General features: G+C 35.4%; 16 protein-coding genes. 13 read left to right on the plus strand and 3 right to left on the minus strand.

The features are described from left to right. The first annotated feature begins 60 nt into the window (after positions 1-60). Positions 61-498 carry a DUF4405 domain-containing protein gene (locus GCQ56_RS07425; RefSeq protein WP_152733783.1) on the plus strand — a complete coding sequence of 146 codons (438 nt, stop codon included), beginning with the start codon at positions 61-63 and terminating at the stop codon, positions 496-498. Positions 499-604: 106 nt separating this feature from the next. Here the strand turns inward: GCQ56_RS07425 and GCQ56_RS07430 are convergent, their stop codons facing one another. Continuing rightward, positions 605-2,233 carry a SulP family inorganic anion transporter gene (locus tag GCQ56_RS07430; RefSeq protein WP_152733784.1) on the minus strand — a complete coding sequence of 543 codons (1,629 nt, stop codon included), beginning with the start codon at positions 2,231-2,233 and terminating at the stop codon, positions 605-607. A gap of 309 nt (positions 2,234-2,542) precedes the next feature. Here GCQ56_RS07430 and GCQ56_RS07435 point away from each other — a divergent pair, with 309 nt between their 5' ends. From GCQ56_RS07435 to GCQ56_RS07460, 6 genes are all read left to right on the plus strand, one after another. Next, positions 2,543-3,772: a threonine/serine exporter ThrE family protein gene (locus tag GCQ56_RS07435; RefSeq protein WP_152733785.1), complete on the plus strand. Its 1,230-nt coding sequence runs from the start codon at positions 2,543-2,545 to the stop codon at positions 3,770-3,772. Positions 3,773-3,881: 109 nt separating this feature from the next. Next, on the plus strand, positions 3,882-4,319 hold the full coding sequence (locus GCQ56_RS07440; RefSeq protein WP_152733786.1) for a GNAT family N-acetyltransferase: 438 nt from the start codon (positions 3,882-3,884) through the stop codon (positions 4,317-4,319). Between the two features lie 126 nt (positions 4,320-4,445). Next, positions 4,446-5,309, plus strand: coding sequence for a YihY/virulence factor BrkB family protein (locus tag GCQ56_RS07445; RefSeq protein WP_152733787.1), 864 nt, complete (start codon positions 4,446-4,448; stop codon positions 5,307-5,309). A 76-nt stretch (positions 5,310-5,385) separates the two neighbouring features. Beyond that, the gene (locus GCQ56_RS07450) at positions 5,386-6,594 is read left to right on the plus strand and encodes a multidrug effflux MFS transporter (protein WP_152733788.1); all 1,209 of its coding nucleotides are present in this window, start codon (positions 5,386-5,388) and stop codon (positions 6,592-6,594) included. Between the two features lie 226 nt (positions 6,595-6,820). Then, entirely contained in the window at positions 6,821-8,440 is a 1,620-nt protein-coding gene (locus tag GCQ56_RS07455) for a hypothetical protein (protein WP_152733789.1), read from the plus strand. A 139-nt stretch (positions 8,441-8,579) separates the two neighbouring features. Further along, on the plus strand, positions 8,580-9,113 hold the full coding sequence (locus GCQ56_RS07460) for a lipocalin family protein (RefSeq protein WP_227006022.1): 534 nt from the start codon (positions 8,580-8,582) through the stop codon (positions 9,111-9,113). A gap of 682 nt (positions 9,114-9,795) precedes the next feature. Here GCQ56_RS07460 and GCQ56_RS07465 read toward each other — a convergent pair. Together GCQ56_RS07465 and GCQ56_RS07470 are read right to left on the minus strand one after the other, a co-directional pair. Next, the gene (locus tag GCQ56_RS07465; protein ID WP_152733790.1) at positions 9,796-12,897 is read right to left on the minus strand and encodes an AsmA-like C-terminal region-containing protein; all 3,102 of its coding nucleotides are present in this window, start codon (positions 12,895-12,897) and stop codon (positions 9,796-9,798) included. 4 nt (positions 12,898-12,901) lie between these two features. Next, entirely contained in the window at positions 12,902-13,273 is a 372-nt protein-coding gene (locus GCQ56_RS07470) for a hypothetical protein (RefSeq protein ID WP_152733791.1), read from the minus strand. Between the two features lie 487 nt (positions 13,274-13,760). Between GCQ56_RS07470 and GCQ56_RS07475 the strand changes: the two genes are divergently transcribed. The 6 genes from GCQ56_RS07475 to GCQ56_RS07500 all read left to right on the plus strand — a co-directional run bounded on the left by GCQ56_RS07475 (position 13,761) and on the right by GCQ56_RS07500 (position 25,801). After that, on the plus strand, positions 13,761-20,144 hold the full coding sequence (locus GCQ56_RS07475) for a choice-of-anchor H family protein (protein ID WP_152733792.1): 6,384 nt from the start codon (positions 13,761-13,763) through the stop codon (positions 20,142-20,144). After that, positions 20,141-20,614, plus strand: a complete 474-nt coding sequence (locus tag GCQ56_RS07480; protein WP_152733793.1) for a DUF4625 domain-containing protein — start codon at positions 20,141-20,143, stop codon at positions 20,612-20,614. Before GCQ56_RS07475 ends, GCQ56_RS07480 begins: the two co-directional genes overlap by 4 nt. Positions 20,615-20,751: 137 nt before the next feature. Next, complete coding sequence (locus GCQ56_RS07485) at positions 20,752-21,489, plus strand: LytTR family DNA-binding domain-containing protein (protein ID WP_152733794.1); 738 nt, start codon at positions 20,752-20,754, stop codon at positions 21,487-21,489. Positions 21,490-21,495: 6 nt separating this feature from the next. Beyond that, positions 21,496-23,595, plus strand: a complete 2,100-nt coding sequence (locus tag GCQ56_RS07490) for a sensor histidine kinase (RefSeq protein ID WP_152733795.1) — start codon at positions 21,496-21,498, stop codon at positions 23,593-23,595. A 1,521-nt stretch (positions 23,596-25,116) separates the two neighbouring features. Continuing rightward, on the plus strand, positions 25,117-25,464 hold the full coding sequence (locus tag GCQ56_RS07495) for a hypothetical protein (RefSeq protein ID WP_152733796.1): 348 nt from the start codon (positions 25,117-25,119) through the stop codon (positions 25,462-25,464). After that, positions 25,451-25,801 carry a hypothetical protein gene (locus GCQ56_RS07500; RefSeq protein ID WP_152733797.1) on the plus strand — a complete coding sequence of 117 codons (351 nt, stop codon included), beginning with the start codon at positions 25,451-25,453 and terminating at the stop codon, positions 25,799-25,801. Before GCQ56_RS07495 ends, GCQ56_RS07500 begins: the two co-directional genes overlap by 14 nt. Positions 25,802-25,937 lie beyond the last annotated feature (136 nt).

A 25,937-nucleotide genomic window follows, 5' to 3' on the forward strand; every position in this document is an offset into this window, starting at 1 on the left:
TTGTAACCGGATTCTGTATTGTGCAGATCCGGTTTTTTTGTAAAATTAAAATTGTTTAAAATGAAACGGTTAAACATTAATTTTGTAATTGATTTACTTTTGTTTTTGTGCTTATCGTTGATAACCGGAATAGGCTTCTTAATTAAGTATGTTTTACTTACGGGGCAGGAGACATGGGCAAAGTATGGTGATCATGTAAAATTAGAATTTTTGGGAATGGATCGTCACAAGTGGGGGTACATTCATTTGATTCTAGGTTTTATTATGATCGTTCTAATTGTTCTTCATGTATTTTACCACTGGAAGTTGATAAAAGCAATGTTTGAAAAAGTTGTGGGAATTTCGAGATCGAAAATGTTTTTTGCAATCGCTTTTATACTGATGTGTTTGTTTTTTATTTTAGGTCCTTTTATGCTTACTCCCAATGAAAAAGAAAACAAAAAAATGCAAGAACATTACAGACATGAAAACAGGATGTATAAAATGAAACATAAATAGAATATATCAATTCGTAAATTCTAAGATTAGTAACAAATAAAAAGCGACACAAAAAAAAGAAATATCTTCTTCGAGGTGTCGCTTTATTGTGTGTATTTTGGTAGGTTTATATATTCGATTTAGCCTTGATTATTGCGTCATCAAAGTTATCTAAAATGTTATCATCGGATATAAAATCGATAATTTCACTTCTTTTGATTTCTACTAAAACATCAGGGTTTACACCTGATAAAATAACTTTTGTTTTTCTTTTTTCTAAAGTTTTAATGATTTCCGTGAAGTTTTGAATACCAGTAGAGTCAATAAAAGGAACGTGTCGCATGCGAATAATGAGAACAGATGTAGATCCTTTTAAATTGCGTAAGGTCTCCTGATATCTTTTCGCAGCAGCAAAAAAGAAAGGTCCGCTAATTTCATATACTTCTATTTCTTTTGGTAATTGGCTGTAATTCTGAATTTCATCCGATTCTATTTCTACGGGCATTACTCCATTAATTTTCGACATGCGATACATAAAGATCAAAGCAGCCAAAACAATTCCAATTTCAATGGCAATGGTTAAATCAACTAAAACAGTAAGAAAGAAAGTGGTTAGCAGTACAATGATATCAAATCGTGAACTTTTCAGGATCGATCGGAACGAACGCCATTCACTCATATTATAAGAAACTACAATCAATATTCCAGCAAGGCATGACATAGGAATTAGCTTAGCCCACTTACCAAATACCAACATGATTAGTAAAAGGGTAATGGCATGAATCATACCCGCTATTGGAGTTCGTCCACCATTTTTAACATTGGTAGCTGTTCTTGCTATTGCCCCAGTTGCAGGAATTCCACCAAATATAGGAGAGAAAACATTGGCAATACCCTGAGCAATTAATTCTGTGTTGGAACGATGATTACCACCAATCATCCCATCGGAAACAACTGCTGATAAGAGCGATTCAATTGCTCCTAAAATGGCAATGGTAATGGCAGGAGCAAAGTAATTGTGTAAATTGGTCCATTCAACATGAGGAATTTCAAAATGAAAACTATTTGGAATGCTACCATAAACCGATTCAATTGTATCAACTGGTAAATCAAGAATAGAAACCAATGCAGTCATACCTATGATGGCAATGAAAGAACCAGGAATTTTTGGAATGATTTTTCCAGCGAATAGGGTAAGTAAAATAGTTGCTCCACTAATCGCAATGGCGTACCAGGAAAAACTTGAAAAATTTGTAAAGTAGCACACCCATTTGCTAATAAATTCAGATGGTAATTCTTCTATTTGCAAACCAAAAGCAGCCTTAATCTGAGTTGAGAAAATTACCAAAGCGATACCACTGGTGAAACCAACAATAAGCGGATGTGGAATAAATTTTAGGATGCTTCCCAATCGCATCAAACCAAATGCGATCAGAATTAAACCGGCAAGAAAGGTTGAGATCATAAGACCATCCAGACCATATTCATTAACAATGCCATAAACAATTACAATGAAAGCTCCGGTAGGACCACCAATCTGTACACGACTACCACCAACTAAGGAAATGATAAAACCAGCAATTATAGCTGTGATCAAACCTTTTTCGGGTGAAACACCTGATGCTACTGCAAAAGCAATTGCCAATGGAAGAGCAACGATTCCGACAATAATGCCGGCAAACAAGTCTTTTTGAAAGGCTTGAGCATTATACCCTTTAATTACTGAAAGTAATTTGGGCTTAAAAATAGATTTCATTTGGTAAATATTGTTTGATTGAAGCTGCAAAAGTAATGCATAATGGCTGTCGTTATCCTCGTTTATTGATAAATTTTACAAGAAAATTGAAAATAAATTAGAAGATTTTATTGTCCGTAATTATCTAATTATTAGCATGAAATTGATACTTTCTGATTTGTTGGCTATTAGCTTTACGAATAGGTCGGATTACTAAATTAGAAAGTATATGAATGGACTATCAAGTGATTAATAATTTGTTGTATTTTTGTACGGCTTTAGAATAAATATGATTTTTTGTAAAGTTTTGGATCGATAAGATATTAGAGAATGCAAATACCAGAAAAATATAAATTCATTGTACAGTTGGGTAAGGCACTTCATACTTATGGGGTGCCTTCTTATAAATCTCAAATCTATCTGAACGAAATCGCTGAGAAGAAAGGTATTCGTGGCAGTTTTATGGATACACCTACCTGGATCAACTATGTGTTTTACGAAGAGGATGAACATACCTACAATTATGTGGAATGTGTTTTGCCAGGGGAATTAAATCTAGGCGCTCTATCGAGAATTGTTGAGATTACGAATAGTGTATTGTCCAATAAAATTTCATTTGTACAAGCCAAGCGGAGAATTGAAAGAATTGAAAGTGCACCTTTGGGATATGGTAAGCTGACAGAGTTATTCGCATTCATGATTTCAGCAGGAGCATTCAGTATTATTCTGGATACTAGTTGGGCATCGGCATTGACTGCATCATTAATTGGTGCGATCATATATGGGATCACACTATTTGCAAAAAAGTCAGATTACATTCGAAGTACGCTGGAATCACTGGTGGCTTTTACGGCAACTCTTATAACGGGTTTGCTTGCTGCACAGTTTGGACAGATTAATATCTCCATGACCATACTGGCTTCCATCATTGTATTTATTCCTGGTTTATCGATTACGACAGCTTTGGAAGAGATTACATCCAGAAGTTTGGTATCGGGAACAGCTAAACTATTTGATGCATTGGTATCTTTGTTTAAGCAATTCTTTGGAGTTGTTTTGGGCTTGGCGATTCTTCCTATGTTTATTGATTTGAAACCAAATATAGTGGTGAATGATGTTCCTCAGTGGGTAGATTACTTTGCGATTATTTTACTTGCATTGAGTTTAATGCCTGTTTTTAAAGTGCAGCCAAAAGATCTGTTATTTTGTGTAATTGCCGGATTCATGAGTTTTTATACCACTACTTTACTCGACTTTACAGGAATATTAGTAAGTATATTTATTGGAACATTTGTCGCAGTTTTAGCAAGTAAGTTGTTTAGTAAGATAACTAAATCGCCAGAATTGGTCTTTTTGGTTCCTGGAATTATTATGCTAGTTCCGGGGAGTAAGGCTTTTATTGGACTGAGTAGTGTGTTTCTTAATGAAGGAAATACACATTCCAACATGGGAGAGCAAATCCTTTACATTTTTATGGGGATTATTGGTGGATTAATATTCTCGGGAAGTTTTATCGACAGGAGAAAGAGTTTGCGGAATTCTCTTAAAATGTCAAAATAGAGAAGTTCTGTACGTGATATGATTCTTGTACAATTTTAATGACTTAATATAGAGGAGTGCAGAATTGCTAGTAAGCAATTAAAGTGTGTGATAAATAAAGAGCATACAGATGATTAGAAAATACGCAAAAGAAGATAAAATTAAAGTTATTGAATTGGTAAAGCTCAATACGCCTAAATATTTTGATCCATCAGAAGAGAATGACTTAAAAAACTACCTGGATAAAGAGGTAGAGGATTATTTTGTCGTTGAGCTTGAATCTGTGATTGTAGGGGCAGGAGGAATCAATTATTTTCCCGAAGAGAAGATTGCCAGAATATCTTGGGATATGATTCATCCCGATTATCAAGGAAAGGGAGTTGGGAAATCATTAATAAAATATAGGATTGATTACATCAAAGCGAAGAATTTATTCAAAATCATCGAAGTGAGAACAAGTCAATTGGTGGCTGATTTTTACAATAAAATGGGCTTTGAATTGGTGAATATCGAAAAGGATTATTGGGCAAAGGATTATGATTTGTATCAGATGATTTACAAGAAATAATCACAAGGATAATCGATTTAGCTGTGGAAGGCTATAGTGGAGTTTAAATGGTTTGCCACTTTTAAAAATATATAGGTTTGCCTGCCTTACTCGAACTTATATAATATCTTAACTCATCTGTTAAATATGATACAATTTTTTAAAGAAGTATTTGGTCATTTTTTGAATAGTGATACCTTTCAAAAAGGTGCAGCATTGGCTTATTATGCTGTGTTTTCTATTTTGCCTATCATCATTATCATAACCTCCTTACTTGGATTGTTTTTTGGAGCACAAGCTGTATCTGGAGAAATATATGCACAGCTGAAAGATATTTTAGGTAGTGATGCTGCCTTACAGTTACAGAATATCGTAAAGAATCAGCATATAAATCATAACAATGTACTTACTACTACAATTGGATTTGCGACATTGGCTTTGAGCGCATCAGGAATGGTAAGTCAGATTCACAATGCTTTTAATGGCATTTGGGAAATAAAAGAAAAGCCGAAAAGTGGACTTCTAAAATACATCACTAAACATTTGACGTCCTTTGTCATACTTGTGGTTCTCTTTTTCATCATTTTAATTAGTACCACTCTTAGCAGTTTCTTAAGTAAATATGCCTATAACCTGCATAGCGATTACAAAATGACTTTTATCTACGAGCACATCACATCTTTAGTAGTAATTGCCTTGATTATTGGAATCATGTATAAATATTTGGGTGATGCAAAAGTACACTGGAAAGCAGCAATAGCTGGAGGAATATTTACCGCAATACTTTTTGTTCTGGGGAAATCGGCTATAGGAATGTATATTGGTCACTCGCATGTTTCCTCAACATTTGGAGCAGCTAGTGTATTGGCATTATTAATGCTTTGGGTGTATTATACTTCACAAATTATCTTTTTGGGCGCCTCTTTCGTGAAAATCATTAGTGGGAAAATGAATTGTCAAATTGAACCCAATAAAAATGCGGTATTCGTTGAGAATAGAGAACTTGAATAAGAATTCTATTTGAATAAGTTTTAGATTGATAAAATCAAACATTAAAATCATTAATGCTTGATGTTAAATGTATTTTATGCAAATAAAAAGAAAAACGGATACCGAATTTATTATCATTATGGCATCCTTAATGTCCCTGGCATCCTTATCGATAGATGCCTTGCTGCCAGGTTTGCCTGATATTGCCAAAACCATAGGCATTACCGATCCAAAGAACAATCAGTTGTTAATTACCATGATCTTTTTGGGTATGGGATTCGGTCAGCTGATTTCCGGTCCTTTGTCGGATAGTTTGGGGCGAAAAACAGTTATTTATATAGGTTTTACCATTTTTACCTTTTCAAGTTTACTTTGTATTTTTTCCACTAGTATGGAGATGATGATTTTAGGAAGGTTTCTACAGGGAATTGGTCTTTCGGCGCCCCGAACAATTAGTACGGCTATGGTTCGCGATAGATTTGTGGGAGATTATATGGCAAAAATCATGTCCTTTGTTACAGTTATATTTATTTTGGCGCCAATTGTAGCACCATCCTTTGGAAAGTTGATGCTAAGCAGTTTTGGTTGGGAATCTATTTTTTCCAGCCAATTGATATTTGGTCTTTTTGTGGTTCTCTGGTTGTGGAAACGCCAGCCCGAAACTCTTAAAGTTGAAAACAGAAAGAAAATGAGTTGGTCCTTATTCTCCAATGGAATAAAAGAGTTTACCAAACACAAGCAATCTTTGATTTTCACTTTCATGTCTGGGTTAATCCTATCAGCCTTTATGGTTTATTTAAGTTCCAGTCAGCAAATTTTTCAGGAACAATACGGTTTGGTTGATGAATTTCCTTTTATCTTTTCAGGAATTGCTATCGTAATTGGATTATCCACTTTTATGAATGGAACTTTGGTGATTCGTTTTGGCATGTTAAAGCTGGCAACAATATTTACAATAGCACTTACTTTTATCTCATTATTGTATGTGATCCTTTTTTATGGAGAGTCCAATCCAAGTTTTGCTATACTTCTATTATTTTTTGTACTAATGCTATTTTGTATAGGCTTTATTTTTGGAAACATTAATACACTAGCCATGCAACCCATTGGACATATAGCAGGAATTGGTGCGGCACTATTTGGATTTGTTGGAACAGTTATGGCCGTGCCTATTGCCACTTTTATTGGTCGATTTATTGATGTAACAGCACTGCCACTTTTTGCAGGTTTTGCCATTTGTGGTGGAATTTCCTTGCTATTAATTCAATATCTAAAGTATTTGAACAAAAACAATGGAATGACGTAAATGAAATTCGATAGTAGTTATACTAAATAGTGAGAAGAAGCCAATTAGGCTTCCTCTTTTTTAATTGTAAGCTTATTTATACCATTTGATAAATCTAATGATTGAATGTTATTAAGCGTACGAAGAAACATATCAAGGCTTTCAGCCGTATTACATTAAACTCTTAAATGTTTACTAAAAACAGCTTTAAGATTCGTATGTGTTTGTTTTTATTAACCGGTAATATATGAAATATTTTTACGCTTTTTTCTTCTTGTTTTTTACGTTTTCTTCTGTGGCTCAATCGCCTGGAGGACAGAGTGGTAATTTAAGAATGTGGCTGAAAGCCAATGCTGGAGTTACTACTTCCGTTTGGAACGATCAGACTTCCAATAACAATGATTTTTCTCAATACACTTCTTCTTTGCGTCCAAGTTTAACCAATAACATCATTAATTTTAATCCAGCCTATTATTTCGATGGAGGTGATTATTTTAACGGACAAAATAGAAATTATCGCCGTGCCTTGGTGTATTTTGTAATAAGGGGAGAGAATTGGGGAAATCGAAGCCGATTGCTTAATAACAATTCCTATTCGTTGCGTTACGAACAATGGAACAACACAGGAACTTTGGGTTTTACCCGATACGGTATTCGAGACTACAATAGTGGTATCTCATCCCCTTATGGACAGGTTTCTATTATTAGTTTCGAGAAATCTAACAATTCCTCGAATGTGCTTGTAAAGAAAATTGTAGATGGCGTGAGTTCCACCAATAACCTGAATACAGGAAGTAGCAACAGCCGTTTCCCATTGAACGAGTATGGACGATATCTTCAAGGTTATACGGCTGAGATCATTTTCTACGACAATACCAAAGGAAGTAGTGCCGAAAATAGAATTGAATCTTATTTGGCAATTAAGTATGGGGTAACATTGCATAACAATTACCTTCATTCTGGCGGAACTACCATTTGGAACAGAAGTGGTAATTCTGGCTATTTGAATGATGTTGCCGGTATAGGTCGTGATGATACATCAGGTTTAAACCAGGGCAAATCGAAAAGTGTAAATTCTTCTTCGCGCATTACCATTGCAAATGGAACGAATATTTCGTCACCTGCTTCTTTCACATCAAATCGATCTTTTCTTTTATGGGGACATAACGATGGATTGACCAACTCTTTTTCTCAAACTTACTATGGACAAGCCAATTCAGGTATAGCCAGAAAATGGAAAGTTAACGAAACAGGATCGGTAGGGAACGTACGCTTGCAGATTGCAAAATCGGCGCTTCCAAGTGGAGTGAATAGATTATTAGTCAGTACAAATGCATCTTTTCCAAATAATGTATCTACCCAAATGGTAGATTTGATTGATTCCGGATCGAATTGGGAAGCAACAGTGAATTTTAGCAACAATCAATATTTTACTTTTTATCGCCATAATCTTCCTCCAGTATTATCTACTATCGAATCTGCCGATTTGGAGTATTGTGATGGATCTGTTTTGATCACTAATACTATAACTGCTTCGGATACAGAGTCGGATCTGATTACTGCCACTATAACAATTAGTAGTGGTTTTGAGAGTGGACAGGATGAATTGGAGTATTCACCTGTATCTGGCGTTACCGTATCTTCATCGAGTGATCAGACCATAGTACTGAATGCTGCAAGTCCAGCGAATATGTCGGACGCACTTCAAGCCATAAGTTTTAGAAACAATGAAACTTCAGGTTCACTTGTCACAGGCAGTCGAACCATCACTTTTACGCTTAACGATGGCAATTCGGATAGCAATCAGCTATCTCGAAATGTTATTGTGCATGCCAAACCAAATCCTGTTGGGGTTTTTCATGAATGATATCTGATTTTTTGTACTTAATGTATATTTCTGCATCGGAATGAACAATCTCATGTTCTAAGTGTTGTTTTTGTATAGAGAATGAGCTACAACAGCTTGTTACTATTCTTAGGTGTTTATATCAGACAATTTTTTTAAAATGAGAAATCTTTTCAATGGTTTAGTGTTTTTTTTATTACTAATTAGTTCATGTAAAAGTCAGGATACAATGATCGATAAAACAGTTGTGAAAGAACTGGATGTAGATAGATATTTGGGAAAATGGTATGAAATTGCCCGATTCGATCATAGTTTCGAACGTGGTTTGGTTGGTGTTAGTGCCACTTATTCCTATCGTGAAGATGGAAAGATAAAAGTGGTGAATGCAGGCTTTAAGGAGACTTTACAAGGTGAAAGATCCGAAGCAATTGGTAAGGCTAAAATTCCAAACAAAAATGTACCTTCAAAATTAAAAGTCTCCTTCTTTTGGTTCTTTTATGGGGACTATTTTGTGCTCGATTTAGATAAGGATTACCAATGGGCAATTGTTGGAAGTAGTACCGACAAGTATTTGTGGATTCTTTCTCGAACCCCTCAAATTAAAGATGATTTGTATAATGATTTGCTTGTGAGATTAAACGAGAGAGGATACGATGTGAGTAAATTGATTAAAGTGGAGCAAAGCATAGAATAAGATTATCTTTCAATGTTTATTGGTTTTGTCCTCAAGCCGGATGGGCTCTTCATTTTTGGCTTAACCCAAAAACGAAGCAAAAAGGTCAAGGCTGCATTGAAAATATGTTTTGTCCTTAAGCCGGATGGGCTTTTACTTTTGATTCATTTATAATTTTTACGGGCATTCATGATCTCACTTCGATCGGTACATTGATGAAAAGAAATATCGCTTTGAGAAATGCCCTGTAGGGGCAAAATATTTATAGCCCAGGGCAAGGTCCTGGGTTTATTTGTGAATGTAACTCTATCGCAACTATTGTCTTAATTTGGAATGCTGTTGTTGTTTGCGATGGAAGATTGAAAAACCTCACTCTATCTATCTTTTGAAGGAGAGAAGAACGCTGCTTCAAGAACAATTCAGAAAGTTGAAATTCTCCTTTTAAGGGAGATCCCGACAGGGAGAGGGGTGCTTTAAAATGATGAATTATAACATAGGATTTATCTTCAAGCCGGATGGCTCTTTATTTTTGGCTTACGCAAATTCAAAAAGTTAAATTATTGAGCTTTTAAAATGGATCTGTAAGATTTTAACAAGAGATTTAAGACTTGATATTTTGCCTGAAACATTATAAAAACAAAGAGGGTGCCCAAATTAAGGACATCCTCTTTTTTATGATCTGCTTTTATCTCCCTGCGAGGGTTTATTCAATTGCTTTCACATTTTCCTTTAGCGATTCCGAGATTAGTTTCTTCAAACGTAAAGTTTGTGCCTCTAGAACGCCTTGCTTTTTAGGATCGTAAAGATGTTTGTACTTACATGGAGCAAGCTTGTATTTCAAATCTTCAATGGTGCCAGTTACATTTAAGCCCAACCGTACAGGTAATGGAGTATCTGTTACCGATATGTGATAGTTAAAACGATTATCCGTATTGTGGCGTCCGGAAATTACGGCTTTGTAATTGTCCATAACAAGAAGGAAAGGATACAAATCAATTTCATCTCTAAACAGAGTCATTTCAACACTCAGGCTATCAATCACATTTTCGGTCTTTTTCTTAAACATTAGTTTACTGGCAATCATGTCGAATGTCTGGGTATCCATTAGGGTTAATTCCTGCCCCTGGAAAGACGCAGCACCTCGAATAGTAGATTGCTTCAATGAATAATCGCTCTTAAGGTAAGTCTCTCCAGCCAAATGAAATTCGCCTTTCCCTTCGAATGATTTTAGCATTGGAATTATGGTGTCAACCGAAGGAATCAGATCAATCAATTCAGCAATATCAATATCCAAAAGGTGAAAGTCGACGCTTGAGAAAAGATGGTTTTTTCTATCAGAACGGTACATAGCTGTAAGCTGCATATTGGCAGCCTTGCTTGTAAAACCCATTTGATCCAGAATCAACGTGCCATCCTTAACGGTTAAACCACCTTTGATATTTTCAATAATATTATCATTCACGATGGTTTGATCGATGCTTGTGTTCAATCGGATTTCCACACCCTTTGGAACCATAAAAGGATCGTTTGTGGATGCAGTAGGCTCATTGCTTGTCAAAGTTGAATCCTGACTTCCCATGCCATTAAAAATATCCATTAGCTGGTAGACATCGGTATTTTTAGAGATCAAATCAAACTTGCCTTTAAGCAAGGCTTCATCCTTAAGATAGCTGGAGATATCGGTTAATTCACCTTTGAGGCTGAAATCGGAATCTCCTAAAATTAGATCAGCTTTTGCAATCGCCATGGTGTCGGAATCAAGCGTAAAGGAGATGTTTGGAATTTGCCCTTTCAGTTGTTTTCCCAGGTCGTAAATGGCATCGGAGAAACGAATCGCCACTTCGGGCTGCCATTTCAAAATGACATTGTTTTGAGAGCTGTCGTATTTCAAATTCGTTTTGGTGTACAGCTCTTTTGCATCAAACAGAGTCGTATCCCTGCTTGCAATAAGAATTTCCTGACTGCTAATGCTTGAATTGATAAGGGCAACCTTTTGTTTTGCATCAAGTTGCGGAGCATAAGCAAATTGTCCTTCCGCATTTTTGGCACGAAGCGATAAGGTATCGATTGCAGCAGTAAGGCTTCCAAATTTTAACTCACAGGAGGATATAGGAACAGAAAGGTCTTTTCCCACTTGATTGATGTCGACAGAGAGTTCAAGATTTTCTGTTGCCGCATAAATTTCAGGCGATACGTCCATTTTCAAGTTTGGAGCATCAATTTTGATATTGGCGAATGTAAGCTTTGGGTTTGCTCTGGCTTGGCTGGGTAAATTGAGCTTTAGATTTGCAGCATCTAGCTCCACTTTCATACTATCCTGGTATACCGCATAAAAATCTTTGGTCTTGAAATCGCCGCTTACATAAATTCGGTGATACGCAGCCCTATCCAAATCCGCTTGAGTGAATCGGGTATGCAGATCGCCAGAAAGCGATCCCTTAATATTGATGTTTTGATCCTTGGGTATAAAGGGCTTAAAATCGACTAAATTAAAACCACCTCCTGAATAAATATCGTAAGATGGACTTTCCAGAAGGTTTGAAATTTCACCTTTAAGCGAAACACTGCTGTGTTCTATTTTGGCAGAGCTGGGATGGATCGTAAGAGTCGAATTTTGATTTTCGTTCAAATCCACCTGAGTCGACATCGACAACTGTATGTCTTTTACAGTAGGATAGGAGCTGTACTTCAATTCTCCCTTGGCGTAATCTACATTTGCTACCAGTAGGGGAGTGCTGCTCTCAGATAATAGTCCTTTTACCGATCCGTTTACTTGTGCAAAACCCTTAGCATTTACCTCTTTTAGTGGTTCTGAATAGGCATTGGGAATAAGCGCCATGATTTTCTCCACATCCCATTCGTTGCTCGAATAGTTAATATCGCTTGATATGGAATTATCTTTTAAGATGGCTACCAAACCATTGAATGAAATGGCTTGCTCATTATTCACAGTAAGTTTAGACTCTTCAAATGCATAGCTGTTTTCAGAAAGCCTGGCAGTAAAGGGCAGGTGAGTGTCAATTTTCATCTGCGATAAAAGAGTATCACCAGCCATAGAAAGCGACATGGATTGACAAACAAGCTTTACATTGGACTTGAATAAGTCTTTGTTCGTAGCCTTGGATTTAATTTTCAGATCGCAGTCCCCTGCATCAAAATGAAGTGCCAAAGAGTCGGATGTGACAAACAACAATTGCTTTACTTGCATCTCCAAATCACAAAACTGATTTGTGCTGTTGTAGGTTAACTCTAGTTTTGCATTTAAGTTGCTGATTTTAGCCTTTCTAAATGTTGACTCATCGGTATAATTGGCATTGCAATTTTTGAATTCCACATTGCTTATGTCCATATCACCCAGAGATGATTCTTTTGAATCATCTTCCGTTGAATGGGAACTACTTTCTAAAATGTCGAAATTGGATTGCCCCGATACGTCAATCTTGAAATTCAAATAGGCATTTTCAACAAGAAAAGGATCAAGCTTTATGTCTCCTCCAAACAAATACGACATTACATTTACCGAGGCAAAGCATTTGGGAGTGTATAAAATTGTATCCTTTTTTGAGTTATTTTCCTGCAAACAGAGATTAGTTAACTCAATCCCAAAAAATGGATAGCTACTAAAAAAAGTTGGTTCAACTTTTTCAATTGTTGTGTGGCAGGCTAAGTACTCTTTTGCCTGTTTGTTAACGATTGGACTCAATTTTTCGGGTGTAAAAAGATACCACAATGCCACTGACACGCATAGTATCATTACAATAACGAACCCCAATAAAGCGATTCCAACTTTTTTTACGATTCGCATTTCTCTATAGTTTGCTAAATGATTTTTTTACTCCGTAATCGTCTTCATACTCCAGGGAGGATGCCGTTAACTTTGTAAGGGTGTATACTTTTGGTACTTTACCGCCGTTCTCGATGATATGAATTTGCTCCAACTGATCTTTAACAATAGACCAGGTAAATTCCTGAGCTTCATCTTCCGTTACATCATCGGCAGTATCCCAACTAGCACCCGAATAGTTAGAGTTGTATCTTTCGAATAAAGTACCACTCTGCCATTTTCCAATTAGTAAAGACTCTTCAAAGCTCGTGTCAGTATCAGTATCGTCTTTATCACAGGAGGTTAAGAAAAGCGCTGCTACGGCAAGGCTTATAAAAATTAATGCTATGCGTTTCATCTGTTTTATTTGTTTATGATTTACATCTATTTCCAATTCGAAAAGTGAGTACAAAAATAATACTTTATTGTTGTAAATAAAGTATAGATGATATGTTAATTATCGAATTGGTGAGATAGGGGGTAATATCTAATGCTGTTTGGAATAGTTGATGGAAAGAGCTCAATGAATTTTCTCCTTTAGCAAGGAAATATCAAAAACTCACTTTGTAATCAATTGTTTTTTTGGAGATAAACCTATGATTATTGTTATGTGTAATTTTTAAGAGTAGCGTTTTTTATACGATCCAAAAAGATCTATCCAACTATAATTTAAAAGCTTAACTCCCCATATAGCTCGGATTATTCGAGTAAATAAATTCCTTTAATCATTAAAGCTTATGCTTGAGTAAGTAAATGTACCTCACTACTAAATAAGTATAATATTCTGATTTTGATACCTTATTAAATGTTTAGTTTTAGTTTGTTTAATTGCTAAATATATAATTATGAATAAACTTCTACAGACTGTTCTTATTTTATTATTATTGGTTAATACTGTACATGCACAGTATAAAACTAATACATCAAAAAAAACAACCAAGCAAAGTTTACTTTGTGATTCTATTAAGAAAACAAAGGATGGAATTAAAGTACTTGATGCACCTCTAAAAATCAAAAATCAGAAGGGTGGAGATGGTAAAGTGCTGAATAATAATGTCTCAAAACTAGAAGGTTCTATTGCGGATTTAAAGAATTCTAATGAGAGAGAATTATCTGGCAAAGTTTCTTCAAATACAGAAAAACAGAAGGATGGAGATGGTAAGATTTTGAATAATAATCTTTCAAAATCAGAGGGTTCTATTGCAGATTTAAGCAATGACATAGATAGAGAATTATCAGCTCAAGACTCACTAAAAATAAAAACTCAAAAGGGTGGAGATGGTGAGGTTTTGAACAATAATACTTCAAAATCAGAGGGTTCTATTGCAGATTTAAGCAATGACATAAATAGAAAATTATCAACTCAAGACTCACTAAAAATTAAAACTCAAAAGGGTGGAGATGGTAAGGTTTTGAATAATAATATTTCAAAATTGGAGGGCTCTGTTGCGGATTTAAATAATGGAATTAAGTCCGGATTATCAGCTCAAGACTCACTAAAAATTAAAACTCAGAAGGGTGGAGATGGTAAGGTTTTGAATAATAGTGTTTCAAAATTCGAGGGATCTATTACAGATATAAATAATGAAATTGATGGGGACTTATCAAATCTAATCTCACCAAAAATCAAAACTCAGAAGGGTGGAGATGGTAAGATCCTGAATAATAAGGTTTCAAAGTTGGAAGGATTTTGTGAGAATCTAAACAATAGCATTAAGTTAGAATCGCCTAAGTTATCCAAATCAATGGATCAAGATGGTGTAATTACAGGAAATAATTTTGAAATTCGTAAAGATATAACGCCGCATATTAAGACCTCTACAATTTCTTACAGTATATACAGTGCAGGTATGAGTGATGTTGTGGATAACGATGGAGATGGCTATAGTCGTTACCGAAGACTGAATTTGGATGTAGATGTAAGTTCAGGTACACATACGATTTACGCTAAGGTATATTACAAGTCAACTAGCTCAAGTTCTTATTCTTCCTATTTTACTTCCAGCGATTTTAATATTACTGATAATGCCAGTGATGATGCTTTTTGGATTGCAATGGGATCTCCAAACCCTGAATTGTCTCATGGGTCCTATGACTTTAGGGTGGATATTTACGATGCTTCGAGCGATCAGAAAGTAGCCAGTGTTGACGCCGGTTCGGATTCCGATTTGGCGGGAGAACTGTTTGAAACCGCCTCTCAGGATGGCGCAACAAGCACGGTCAGCTTCACTATTTACAGTGCAAATATGAGCGATGTCGAAGATAACGATGGAGATGGATACAGTCGTTACCGAAAACTGAATATGGATGTGGATGTAAGTTCTGGTACACATACAATTTACATTAAATCATACTATAAGTTGTCTAGTTCAAGTTCTTATTCTTCCTATTTTAACTCCAGCGATTTTAATATTACCGATAATTCCAGTGATGATGCCTATTGGTTTTCTGTCGGATCCCCTAACCCTGAATTGTCTCATGGATCTTACGACTTTAAGTTAGATGTTTACGATGCTTCCAACGATCAGAAGGTAGCTAGCATTGATGCAGGTTCAGATTCTGATTTGGCAGGAGAGCTATTTGAAACCGCCTCGCAGGATGATGAAACAAATACACTTAGCTACAGTATTTACAGTGCAGGTATGAGTGATGTTGAGGATACGGATGGAGATGGGTACAGTCGTTACCGAAAACTGAATTTGGATGTAGATGTAAGTTCAGGTACGCATACGATTTACGCTAAGGTATATTACAAGTCAACTAGCTCAAGCTCTTACTCTTTCTATTTTACCTCCAGTGATTTTAATATTACCGATAATGCCAGCGATGATGCTTTTTGGATTGCAATGGGATCTCCAAATCCTGAATTGTCTCATGGATCTTATGATTTTAAGGTGGATATTTACGATGATTCTAACGATCAGAAGGTAGCAAGCGTTGATGCTGGTTCAGATTCCGATTTGGCGGGAGAACTGTTTGAAACCGCCTCAGAAGATGGTGCAACAAGCACGGTCAGCTTCACTATTTACAGTGCAAATATGAGTGATGTTGAGGATAACGATGGAGATGGATACAGTCGTTACCGAAAACTGAATTATGATGTAGACGCAAGTTCAGGTACACATACCTTATACTCCAAGGTCTACTACAAGTCGGAAAGTTCAAGTAGTTATAGTTTATATTTTACCTCCAATAATTTTGATATTACCGATAATGCAAGTGATGATGCCTATTGGATTGCCCTTGGATCTCCAAATCCTGAATTGTCACATGGCTCCTATGATTTTAAGATAGAAATTTACGACGCTTCCAACGATCAGAAGGTAGCCAGTCTTGATGCAGGTGCAGATTCCGATTTGGCAGGAGAGTTATTTGAAACCGCCTCTGAGGATGGTGAAAGCACGCTTACTTACAATATTTACAGCGCAGATATGAGTGATGTTGAGGATAACGATGGAGATGGATACAGTCGTTACCGAAAACTGAATTTGGATGTAGATGCAAGTTCAGGTACGCATACCATTTACGCTAAGGTGTATTACAAACTGGAAAATTCAAGTTCTTACTCTTTCTATTTTACCTCCAGTGATTTTGAGATTACCGATAATGCCTCTGATGATGCTTTCTGGATTGCAATGGGATCTCCAAATCCTGAATTGTCCCATGGATCTTATGATTTTAAGGTGGATATTTACGACGCTTCCAACGATCAGAAGGTTGCCAGCCTTGATGCAGGTTCAGATTCCGATTTGGCAGGAGAATTGTTTGAAACCGCCTCAGAAGATGGTGCAACAAGCACGGTTAGCTACAATATTTACAGTGCCAATATGAGTGATGTTGAGGATAACGATGGAGATGGATACAGTCGTTACCGAAAACTAAATTATGATGTAGACGCAAGTTCAGGTACACATACCTTATATTCTAAGGTCTACTACAAGTCGGAAAGTTCAAGTAGTTATAGTTTATATTTTACCTCCAATAATTTTGATATTACCGATAATGCAAGTGATGATGCCTATTGGATTGCCCTTGGATCTCCAAATCCTGAATTGTCACATGGCTCCTATGATTTTAAGATAGAAATTTACGACGCTTCCAACGATCAGAAGGTAGCCAGCCTTGATGCAGGTGCAGATTCCGATTTGGCAGGAGAATTGTTCGAAACCGCCTCAGAGGATGGTGAAAGCACGCTTACTTACAATATTTACAGCGCAGATATGAGTGATGTTGAGGATAACGATGGAGATGGATACAGTCGTTACCGAAAACTGAATTTGGATGTAGATGCAAGTTCAGGGACGCATACCATTTACGCTAAGGTTTACTACAAACTGGAAAGTTCAAGTTCTTACTCTTTCTATTTTACCTCCAGTGATTTTGAGATTACCGATAATGCTTCTGATGATGCTTTCTGGATTGCAATGGGATCTCCAAATCCTGAATTGTCCCATGGATCTTATGATTTTAAGGTGGATATTTACGACGCTTCTAACGATCAGAAGGTTGCCAGCCTTGATGCAGGTTCAGATTCTGATTTGGCAGGAGAGTTATTTGAAACCGCCTCAGAAGATGGTGCAACAAGCACGGTCAGCTTCAATATTTACAGTGCAGATATGAGTGATGTTGAGGATAACGATGGAGATGGATACAGTCGTTACCGAAAACTGAATTATGATGTAGATGCAAGTTCAGGTACGCATACGGTATACTCTAAGGTCTACTACAAGCTGGAAAGTTCGAGCTCCTACAATTTATATTTTACCTCCAGTACTTTTGACATTACCGATAATGCCTCTGATGATGCCTATTGGATTGCCCTTGGATCTCCAAATTCTGAATTATCTCATGGATCTTATGATTTTAAGATAGAAATTTACGATGCTTCCAACGATCAGAAGGTAGCCAGCCTTGATGCAGGTGCAGATTCCGATTTGGCAGGAGAGTTATTTGAAACCGCCTCAGAGGATGGTGAAAGCACGCTTACTTGCAATATTCACAGTGCAGATATGAGTGATGTTGAGGATAACGATGGAGATGGATACAGTAGTTACCGAAAATTGAATTTGGATGTAGATGCAAGCTCAGGTACGCATACGATTTATGCTAAAGTGTACTACAAATTAGAAAGTGAGAGTACTTATAGCTTTTATTATACATCCAGTGATTTTGAGATTACCGATAATGCCTCTGATGATGCCTTTTGGATTGCAATGGGGGCTCCAAATCCGGAATTGTCTCATGACTCTTACGATTTTATGGTAGATATTTACGATGCTTCCAACGATCAGATGGTAGCAAGTGTTGATGCAGATTTGGATGCAGATTTGGCAGGAGAACTGTTTGAAACAGACGCGCAGGATGGTTCAACAAGCACGCTTACTTACAATATTCACAGTGCAGATATGAGTGATGTTGAGGATAACGATGGAGATGGATACAGTCGTTACCGAAAACTGAATATGGATGTAGATGCAAGTTCAGGTACACATACGGTATACTCTAAGGTGTATTACAAGTTGGAAAGTTCGAGCTCCTACAATTTATATTTTACCTCCAATAATTTTGAGATTACTGATAATGCCTCTGATGATGCCTATTGGATTGCCCTTGGATCTCCAAATTATGAATTGTCACATGGCTCCTATGATTTTAAGATAGAGATTTACGACGCTTCCAACGATCAGAAGGTAGCCAGCCTTGATGCAGGTTCAGATTCCGATTTGGCAGGAGAGTTATTTGAAACCGCCTCAGAGGATGGTGTAACCAGTACGCTTAGTTACAGTATTTTCAGCGCAAACATGAGTGATGTTGAGGATATTGATGGAGATGGATACAGTCGTTACCGAAAACTGAATTTGGATGTAGATGCAAGCTCAGGTACGCATACGATTTATGCTAAAGTGTACTACAAATTAGAAAGTGAGAGTACTTATAGCTTTTATTATGCATCCAGTGATTTTGAGATTACCGATAATGCCTCTGATGATGCCTTTTGGATTGCCCTTGGATCTCCAAATCCGGAATTGTCTCATGGGTCTTACGATTTCATGGTTGATATTTACGACGCTTCCAACGATCAGATGGTAGCTAGTGTTGATGCAGATTTGGATCCTGATTTGGCAGGAGAATTGTTTGAAACAGCCTCAGAGGATGGTTCAACAAGCACGCTTACTTACAGTATTAACAATGTATATATGAGTGATGTTGAGGATAACGATGGAGATGGATACAGTCGTTACCGAAAACTGAATATGGATGTTGATGTAAGTTCAGGTACATATACGATTTACGCTAAGATCTACTATAAGCTGGAAAGTGAGAGCACTTATGGTTTTTATTATACATCCAGTGATTTTGAGATTACTGATAATACAGGTAGTGATTCTTTTTGGATTGCAATGGGATCTCCAAATCCTGAATTGTCTCATGGCTCTTACGATTTTAAGATAGAAATTTACGATGCTTCCAACGATCAGAAAGTAGCCAGCCTTGATGCAGGTTCAGATTCTGATTTGGCAGGAGAGCAATTTGAAACAGCCTCTGAAGATGCTGCAACAAGCACGGTCAGTTACAGTATTTTCAGTGCAAACATGAGTGATGTTGAGGATAATGATGGAGATGGATACAGTCGTTACCGAAAACTGAATCTAGATGTAGATGTAAGTTCAGGTACTCATACGATTTACGCTAAGGTCAACTACAAGTTGGAAAGTGAGAGCACTTATAGTTTTTATTTTACCTCTGGTAATTTTGATATTACTGAATCTTCTAGCAATGATGCTTTCTGGATTGCTATTGGATCACCAAACCCTGAATTATCTCATGGCTCCTATGATTTTATGATAGAAATTTACGATGCTTCCAACGATCAGATGGTAGCCAGCCTTGATGCAGGTTCCGATGCTGATTTGGCAGGAGAACTTTTTGAAACAGCTTCAGAGGACGAAGTGGTTACCGGAATTGAGGATGTTAATAATATCGATTTACAGGTGTATCCTAATCCTGTAGTAGATATAATAAACGTGAAACTAAATAATTGTACAGGTGAAGATATTAAAATGAGAATTTTAAATTCTAATGGTCAAATGCTTAATCTTCAAGAAAAAAATAAGGTATTTGGTTCCTACCAGATTTCAACGAATGTTTCAAATCTATCCTCAGGAATGTATCTTTTAATTCTTCAGAAAGGAGATCAAATTGTTAAACGTAAAATTGTAAAATTATGAGAATAAAAAATACAATTATAAATCAGAGTTTCATAAGCCTATTTTGTTTCTTGATTTTTATCTCCTGTGGAGGAGGTAGTGATGATAAAATAGTGGAAGAGGATACTATAGCACCAAATGTATCAATCCTAAATCCAACAGAAAATCAGATGGTAAAAGCGGGTGAACAATTATCATTGCAAGTAAAACTAAATGATAATAAAGAATTGTTAAGCTATGTAATAAAAATTGATTACTCCGGGCTTAAATCAATGAAATCTGTGCAGGAGTTTTCATTTAACAGTTTAACCGATAATGATGCCAATGGAAATCCGTTTCCAACTGTTGAAGGTAAAAAATCAGCAGAGATATCCACCTCCATAGAAATTGATGATGCCGCTATGGAAGGAAAATATTTATTGAATTGTACTGTTGTAGATAAATTTGATAATAAAGTAGAAAAGAGTATTAGTTTTAGTATTGAAAGATAGTTTTAATACTGGTTTTAATGGAGGCTATGTTTGATCATAGCCTCTATTTTTATAATAATTGTCGATTTATTTAATTAAATATCATTTCAGTTTTGTTTTTGATTATATTCACTCTTCAATTAACCACTACATATAATATGTCTACTTATTTACTTGTTGATGATGAATCAAGAGGGCGAGAGCTCTTGTCAATTTTACTAAAAAGAATAAATCCGGATTGTACAATTATAACTGCTCCAGGGGTTGATGAAGCCATAAAATTATACTTTGACCATAACCCAGCATTAGTTTTCCTTGATGTAGAAATGCCAAAAAAGAATGGCTTTGAGTTTGTACATGAATTAATTCACTTGGGGAAATCACCTAGAATTGTATTTGTAACTGCTTTTAATCAATATGCCATTGAAGCCATAAAGGCATCGGCATTGGATTATTTATTAAAACCTGTTAATGAAGAAGATTTACGCATTTGTATGAATCGAATAATAGGTATTCGAAAAGAAGAAGTAGAAAATCAAAAGATGATGGAACTGCTTACCAAAATTAAGATGAATCATCGTCTTAAAATCAATACAAGAACAGGATTTGAAGTGATTAACCCGAAAGAGATTTTGTATTGCAAAGCAGATGGGAACTATACAGATATTTGTATGATTGATGGAAAAAAAATAACGACTTCCAATACCTTAGGGCTTGTTGAAAAAGGTTTAACCATGGATGAGTTTTACAGAATAAGCAGATCTGTAATCATTAATTTAAATTATCTCAAGTCAGTTGATAGAAAAGAAAGATTCTGTGAGATAGAGTATGGTGAATTCTCTTACCAACTGCCATTATCTTTAACACGAATTCAGGATTTATCTAATATATTCTAGAGTTAAATGCGGAGAATCAAATATAAACTTTTAAAATATACTTCATCAATTCCTGGCTTAGCTATTATTTTAAGTATCCCTTTATGGGTGTTTTTTCTTATTAATTTTTCAAGGTTTGAGCTGATAGTGGTTGATGAAGGGGTGACCGATAAAACGACCTATACACTATGGGCTGATTTTAATGGGGATGATATTTCTGACAATGTTCAATGCTATGAATGGACCGATGGATTTTATTCATTTCCCTTTAGAACTATTGAGGGTGAAGTCAGTCAACAAATAAATATTTCAGGAAAACCTGGTAAATATTTACAAGAAGCGGCTTTTACAGGTGATTATGATGGCAATAGCCTGGATGAATTGTATGTGCTTTTGCACCGTAACGATTCTTTGTTTTTAAATGTAATTGAACCATATGGGAAAGGGCACTTTGTAAGAGATCAATTTATTGAAAAAGTAAAAAGTGGTAAAGCGGGGTATGATTATTCTATTAGAGCTACTCAATTGTATGATACAGATTTGGATGGACATAAAGAATATATTTTTATGGTTTCTGCAGGCTTCAGTATTCATCCACGTGCTCTTTTTGTATATAACCTTACCAGTAATACCTTGAAAAAGACAGGACATCTGGGAACTAATGTTCATAATTTTAAAATTTCAGATCTGAATTCGGATGGTAAACCTGAATATTCTATTAGTAGTTTTGCTTCTTCAAATATGAGAGATACTACAATTGCTTACCATGATCACAGTGCATATATTTTTATATTAGATGAAAATTTAAAGCCTTTGTTCCCTGTAAGGGAATTTAAAGGTGCTACTAGGTTTATCAGAACATTTCCAATTCAATTTGGAGAAAAACATTACTATTGTGTATTTCACAAATGTGATGCAAGATTCCAGGAGGTGGGGTATTATTTTTATTTATTAGATACTGCTGGTACATGTGTGAAAAAAAGAAGTTATAAGCATAAAAATAAAGAGGATTATCTTTCCATGCTACCTCAAGTTCAGAATGGAAAGCATGGTGTCTTAATTTTAAAAGGAAATAATACTGTTTATACTATAAACGAAAGCCTTGATTTAATTAAAATTACGGATTGTGAAGAAAGGGTTGGCTATTTGGGGAATATAGATATGAATCAGGATGGGGATATAGAAAAAGTATTTATAAGTAGAGAGGGGAGGTATCTTTATGTATATAATGATAAAATAAGAAATCCAATAAAAACCCAAATAAAATGTATACCACAGGTAATGAAATATGCATTGGTTAAGGGAAAATACAAAAATCCTTCTCTATATTTAAGATGCGGAAATCAATGGTTTGATATCATTTACCATCAGATTCATTATTATCATTTGAAAATTCTGGGAGCACTGTCTGGAATATATATGGTATTGTGGATGTTTGTGTTTTTTATTCAAAAAATGACCGCAACCCGTGACCTGCGTCGAAAGAAAATGGCCGAGTTACAATTGACAAGTTGGAAGAATCAATTGGATCCTCATTTTACTTTTAACACCTTAAATTCGGTTGGAGCAGTCATATTATCAGAAGAAAGATATGAGGCGTATGATTTCTTTACGAAGTTTACCAAACTCATGAGACATGCTCTGGAATCATCTTCAAAAGTATCCGTAAGTTTGGATCAGGAATTGAAATTTATTGAACTCTATCTTCAGTTGGAACGATTTAGGTTTAAGAATCGTTTCTCTTATAGTATAGTTGTGGCTGATGATGTGAACGTACGAATTCAGGTTCCGAAAATGTTAATGCAGACTTATGTGGAAAATGCAGTTAGACATGGGTTGTTGGATCGTGAGCTGGGAGGAGAATTGTTGATAAAAATTTATAAAACAGGTAAAAATACGGTGTTTCAAATTGAAGATAATGGTGTAGGTCGTAAGGTTTCGTCTCAAAAAGAGAATTTGGGAAATGGTGTAGGTATGAAGCTTATGAAGGCTTACTTTAGACTATTGAATTCGGTTAACGATAAAACTATAAAATTGAGAATTCTGGATAGAAATGAAAATGAAATAGAATATCCGGGAACCATTGTTTACATTATTTTACCAGATGGATTTTCATTTAAACTTTAAAAATTGTTGTTTTCGATATACGGAATAGGATGTTGGGGCAAAATAGATAACATACGGAATTACACATTCCATACCTGGAGTTTCTGAACAGTTAAAGTTTTTTAAGTAGAAGGAGAAGATAAAAATCAATAATTTAGCTATTAAGCAAAAAATTAAAATCTTTTATTCGCTCTCTGCCTACGATTATTTCCTTGTCGAAGCCAGGTATTACCTCCAGTTTAATACGTCTTTTAAACTAGTTTTACATGCTAGGTATAACCTCGATATAAATAATAGTTTGACGTTTAATTCTAAAGAAAAGTTTGTGATTTAACAGGTTGTTTCGTTTATCCAATGTAAAATGGATCAAGTGTTTTTTGCATTGCTAAATGGATATTGTGGGAGTGTAGTTGAAAAGATAAAATAGCTGAAGTAAATCGATCGGGTATCTTGCCGTATCGAACTCAGCTTATTAGGACAAAGCTTTTTAGAATCTGATTTGTTGACCTCTACCTTTAGAGCTAATAAAATTAAAGCATCCGCTTTAATTTAAACTTTGCTTTTTAGATCATAAACCCAAGTTTTTTCCTGACAAATGAATTTTCCATTCGGAATTTAAAGAAATAATTCTTTAAATTTATTCTAGAATAAGAACCAGAGCATTAATTCAATCCAATTCATAATAACGAATTAGAAGGCTCTAATTCCCCAAAAGTTACTTCCGGAAGAACTTTTAACATTGATTCTGCAGAACAATACTATAAATCCCACCAAAAATAAAGAAGTAAGACGCCCCTTATTTCTGAACTGAAGATTTCGATTTGCAATCAAGATTCGAGGTTTGTAAACGAATTATATTGTATGCCATAGTAAAGGCAAATTGCAAGGCTTTGTTGTTTGTTTAACAGTCCGAAAAAATTTTGAGAGTGTCACAAAAGGTTTTGTTTCTCACTTACACAGATGTGCGAGAGCAAGAGAATTTTTTGCGAGAGCCACAAAATGTAAGCTTGAAAGCTTGCGCTTTTACTGTAAGTGGCTGAATGTTAATGTCTATCGCCCTGCCACCGCACTTCCTTACGTGCGCTAGCGAGCTTTGGAAAGTATTTTATGGTAATGTATTTTTAAGTAATATAAATGATAAACTACTTAAATATAGAGAAAAAAGTATTCGCTTAACAGACCACATAGTGTAAAGCATGTGACTTGCACAATTGTAAACGATCTCCCTGTACATACATAATAAAAAGATAGCAATCATGAGAATAATTACATTGACTTTGATATTGAGTATCAGAAAGTAATTCTAATCTAGACCTATTCTATATTCTGAAAGCTTTTTAAATTTTTATTATGCTAGCTTTTGAATTGACTAACTTCTTTCTACTTTTAAATATAGTATACGACCGAAAAATTACAAGAAGTGCACAATACTGACCTATAGGGTATGTATTGCACAACTTTTAATTGTGATACAGTAAAAATAAACACAACTTTATTCAGCTAACAAACAAGTTGTGTGCAAGCTTAACCAAATCGATACATATGCGAAAAAAAGAAACAATGGATATAAAAAGATTTATAACGAAATACCTACTAATCATTATAGGATTAGCAATACTGAGAGTTTTACTAAATGAATTAGTGCCTGATTTATTTACGAAAACAATTGTTGGTGATGGGTTTACGCAGAGCCAAACCACATTTTTCTCAATGTATCAAACTAATATTTTTAATATAATTCTAGGAGTAATAATGTCGATTGACCTATACCGAAATGGGCTAAACTGGATTATTATTCCGATTTTGACCGTTATTTCAGCAACAGCAGGACTGTTCTTTTTTTCAATCCTAATTCTAAAAAACTTAATTAATAAATATGAACAGATTTGATTTTCAGAAAGCAATTTATAAATACGCTATTTTATTGTCAATTGCCTACCTAATTAACTTGGTTTGGATTTATTATTTCCATAATTATCTAGCCCAATTAATGATAGAAAGCCAAAACTCCATGTATGAGTACATATCTTATATTCCAACGATTATTACAGTTTTATTTAATATAGCTTTTGCCATTTTGGTTTATAAGGATTTTAAAATCAATGAGATTAAAAATCCACTGATAGTTATAATTACTTTATTTTTTGGATTTATTGGAATAGCACTTTTTTTCATTCAAGTAATTTATAATCAATATGTAAAAAAGCCAGCACACAACAAAGTGTAAATTTAATAGCGGGTTCGGTGGGTGTTCCAACGTTGGATTCACGCCCAATTATCCGTTCCTATCGGACGGATAACTGCACGTAAATCCTCTACTAAACTTACACCAACCGTTACCAGCAATGTTAAATGATCAAATA

This window comes from Marinifilum sp. N1E240 (assembly GCF_009295825.1).
Classification (GTDB): domain Bacteria; phylum Bacteroidota; class Bacteroidia; order Bacteroidales; family Marinifilaceae; genus Marinifilum_A; species Marinifilum_A sediminis.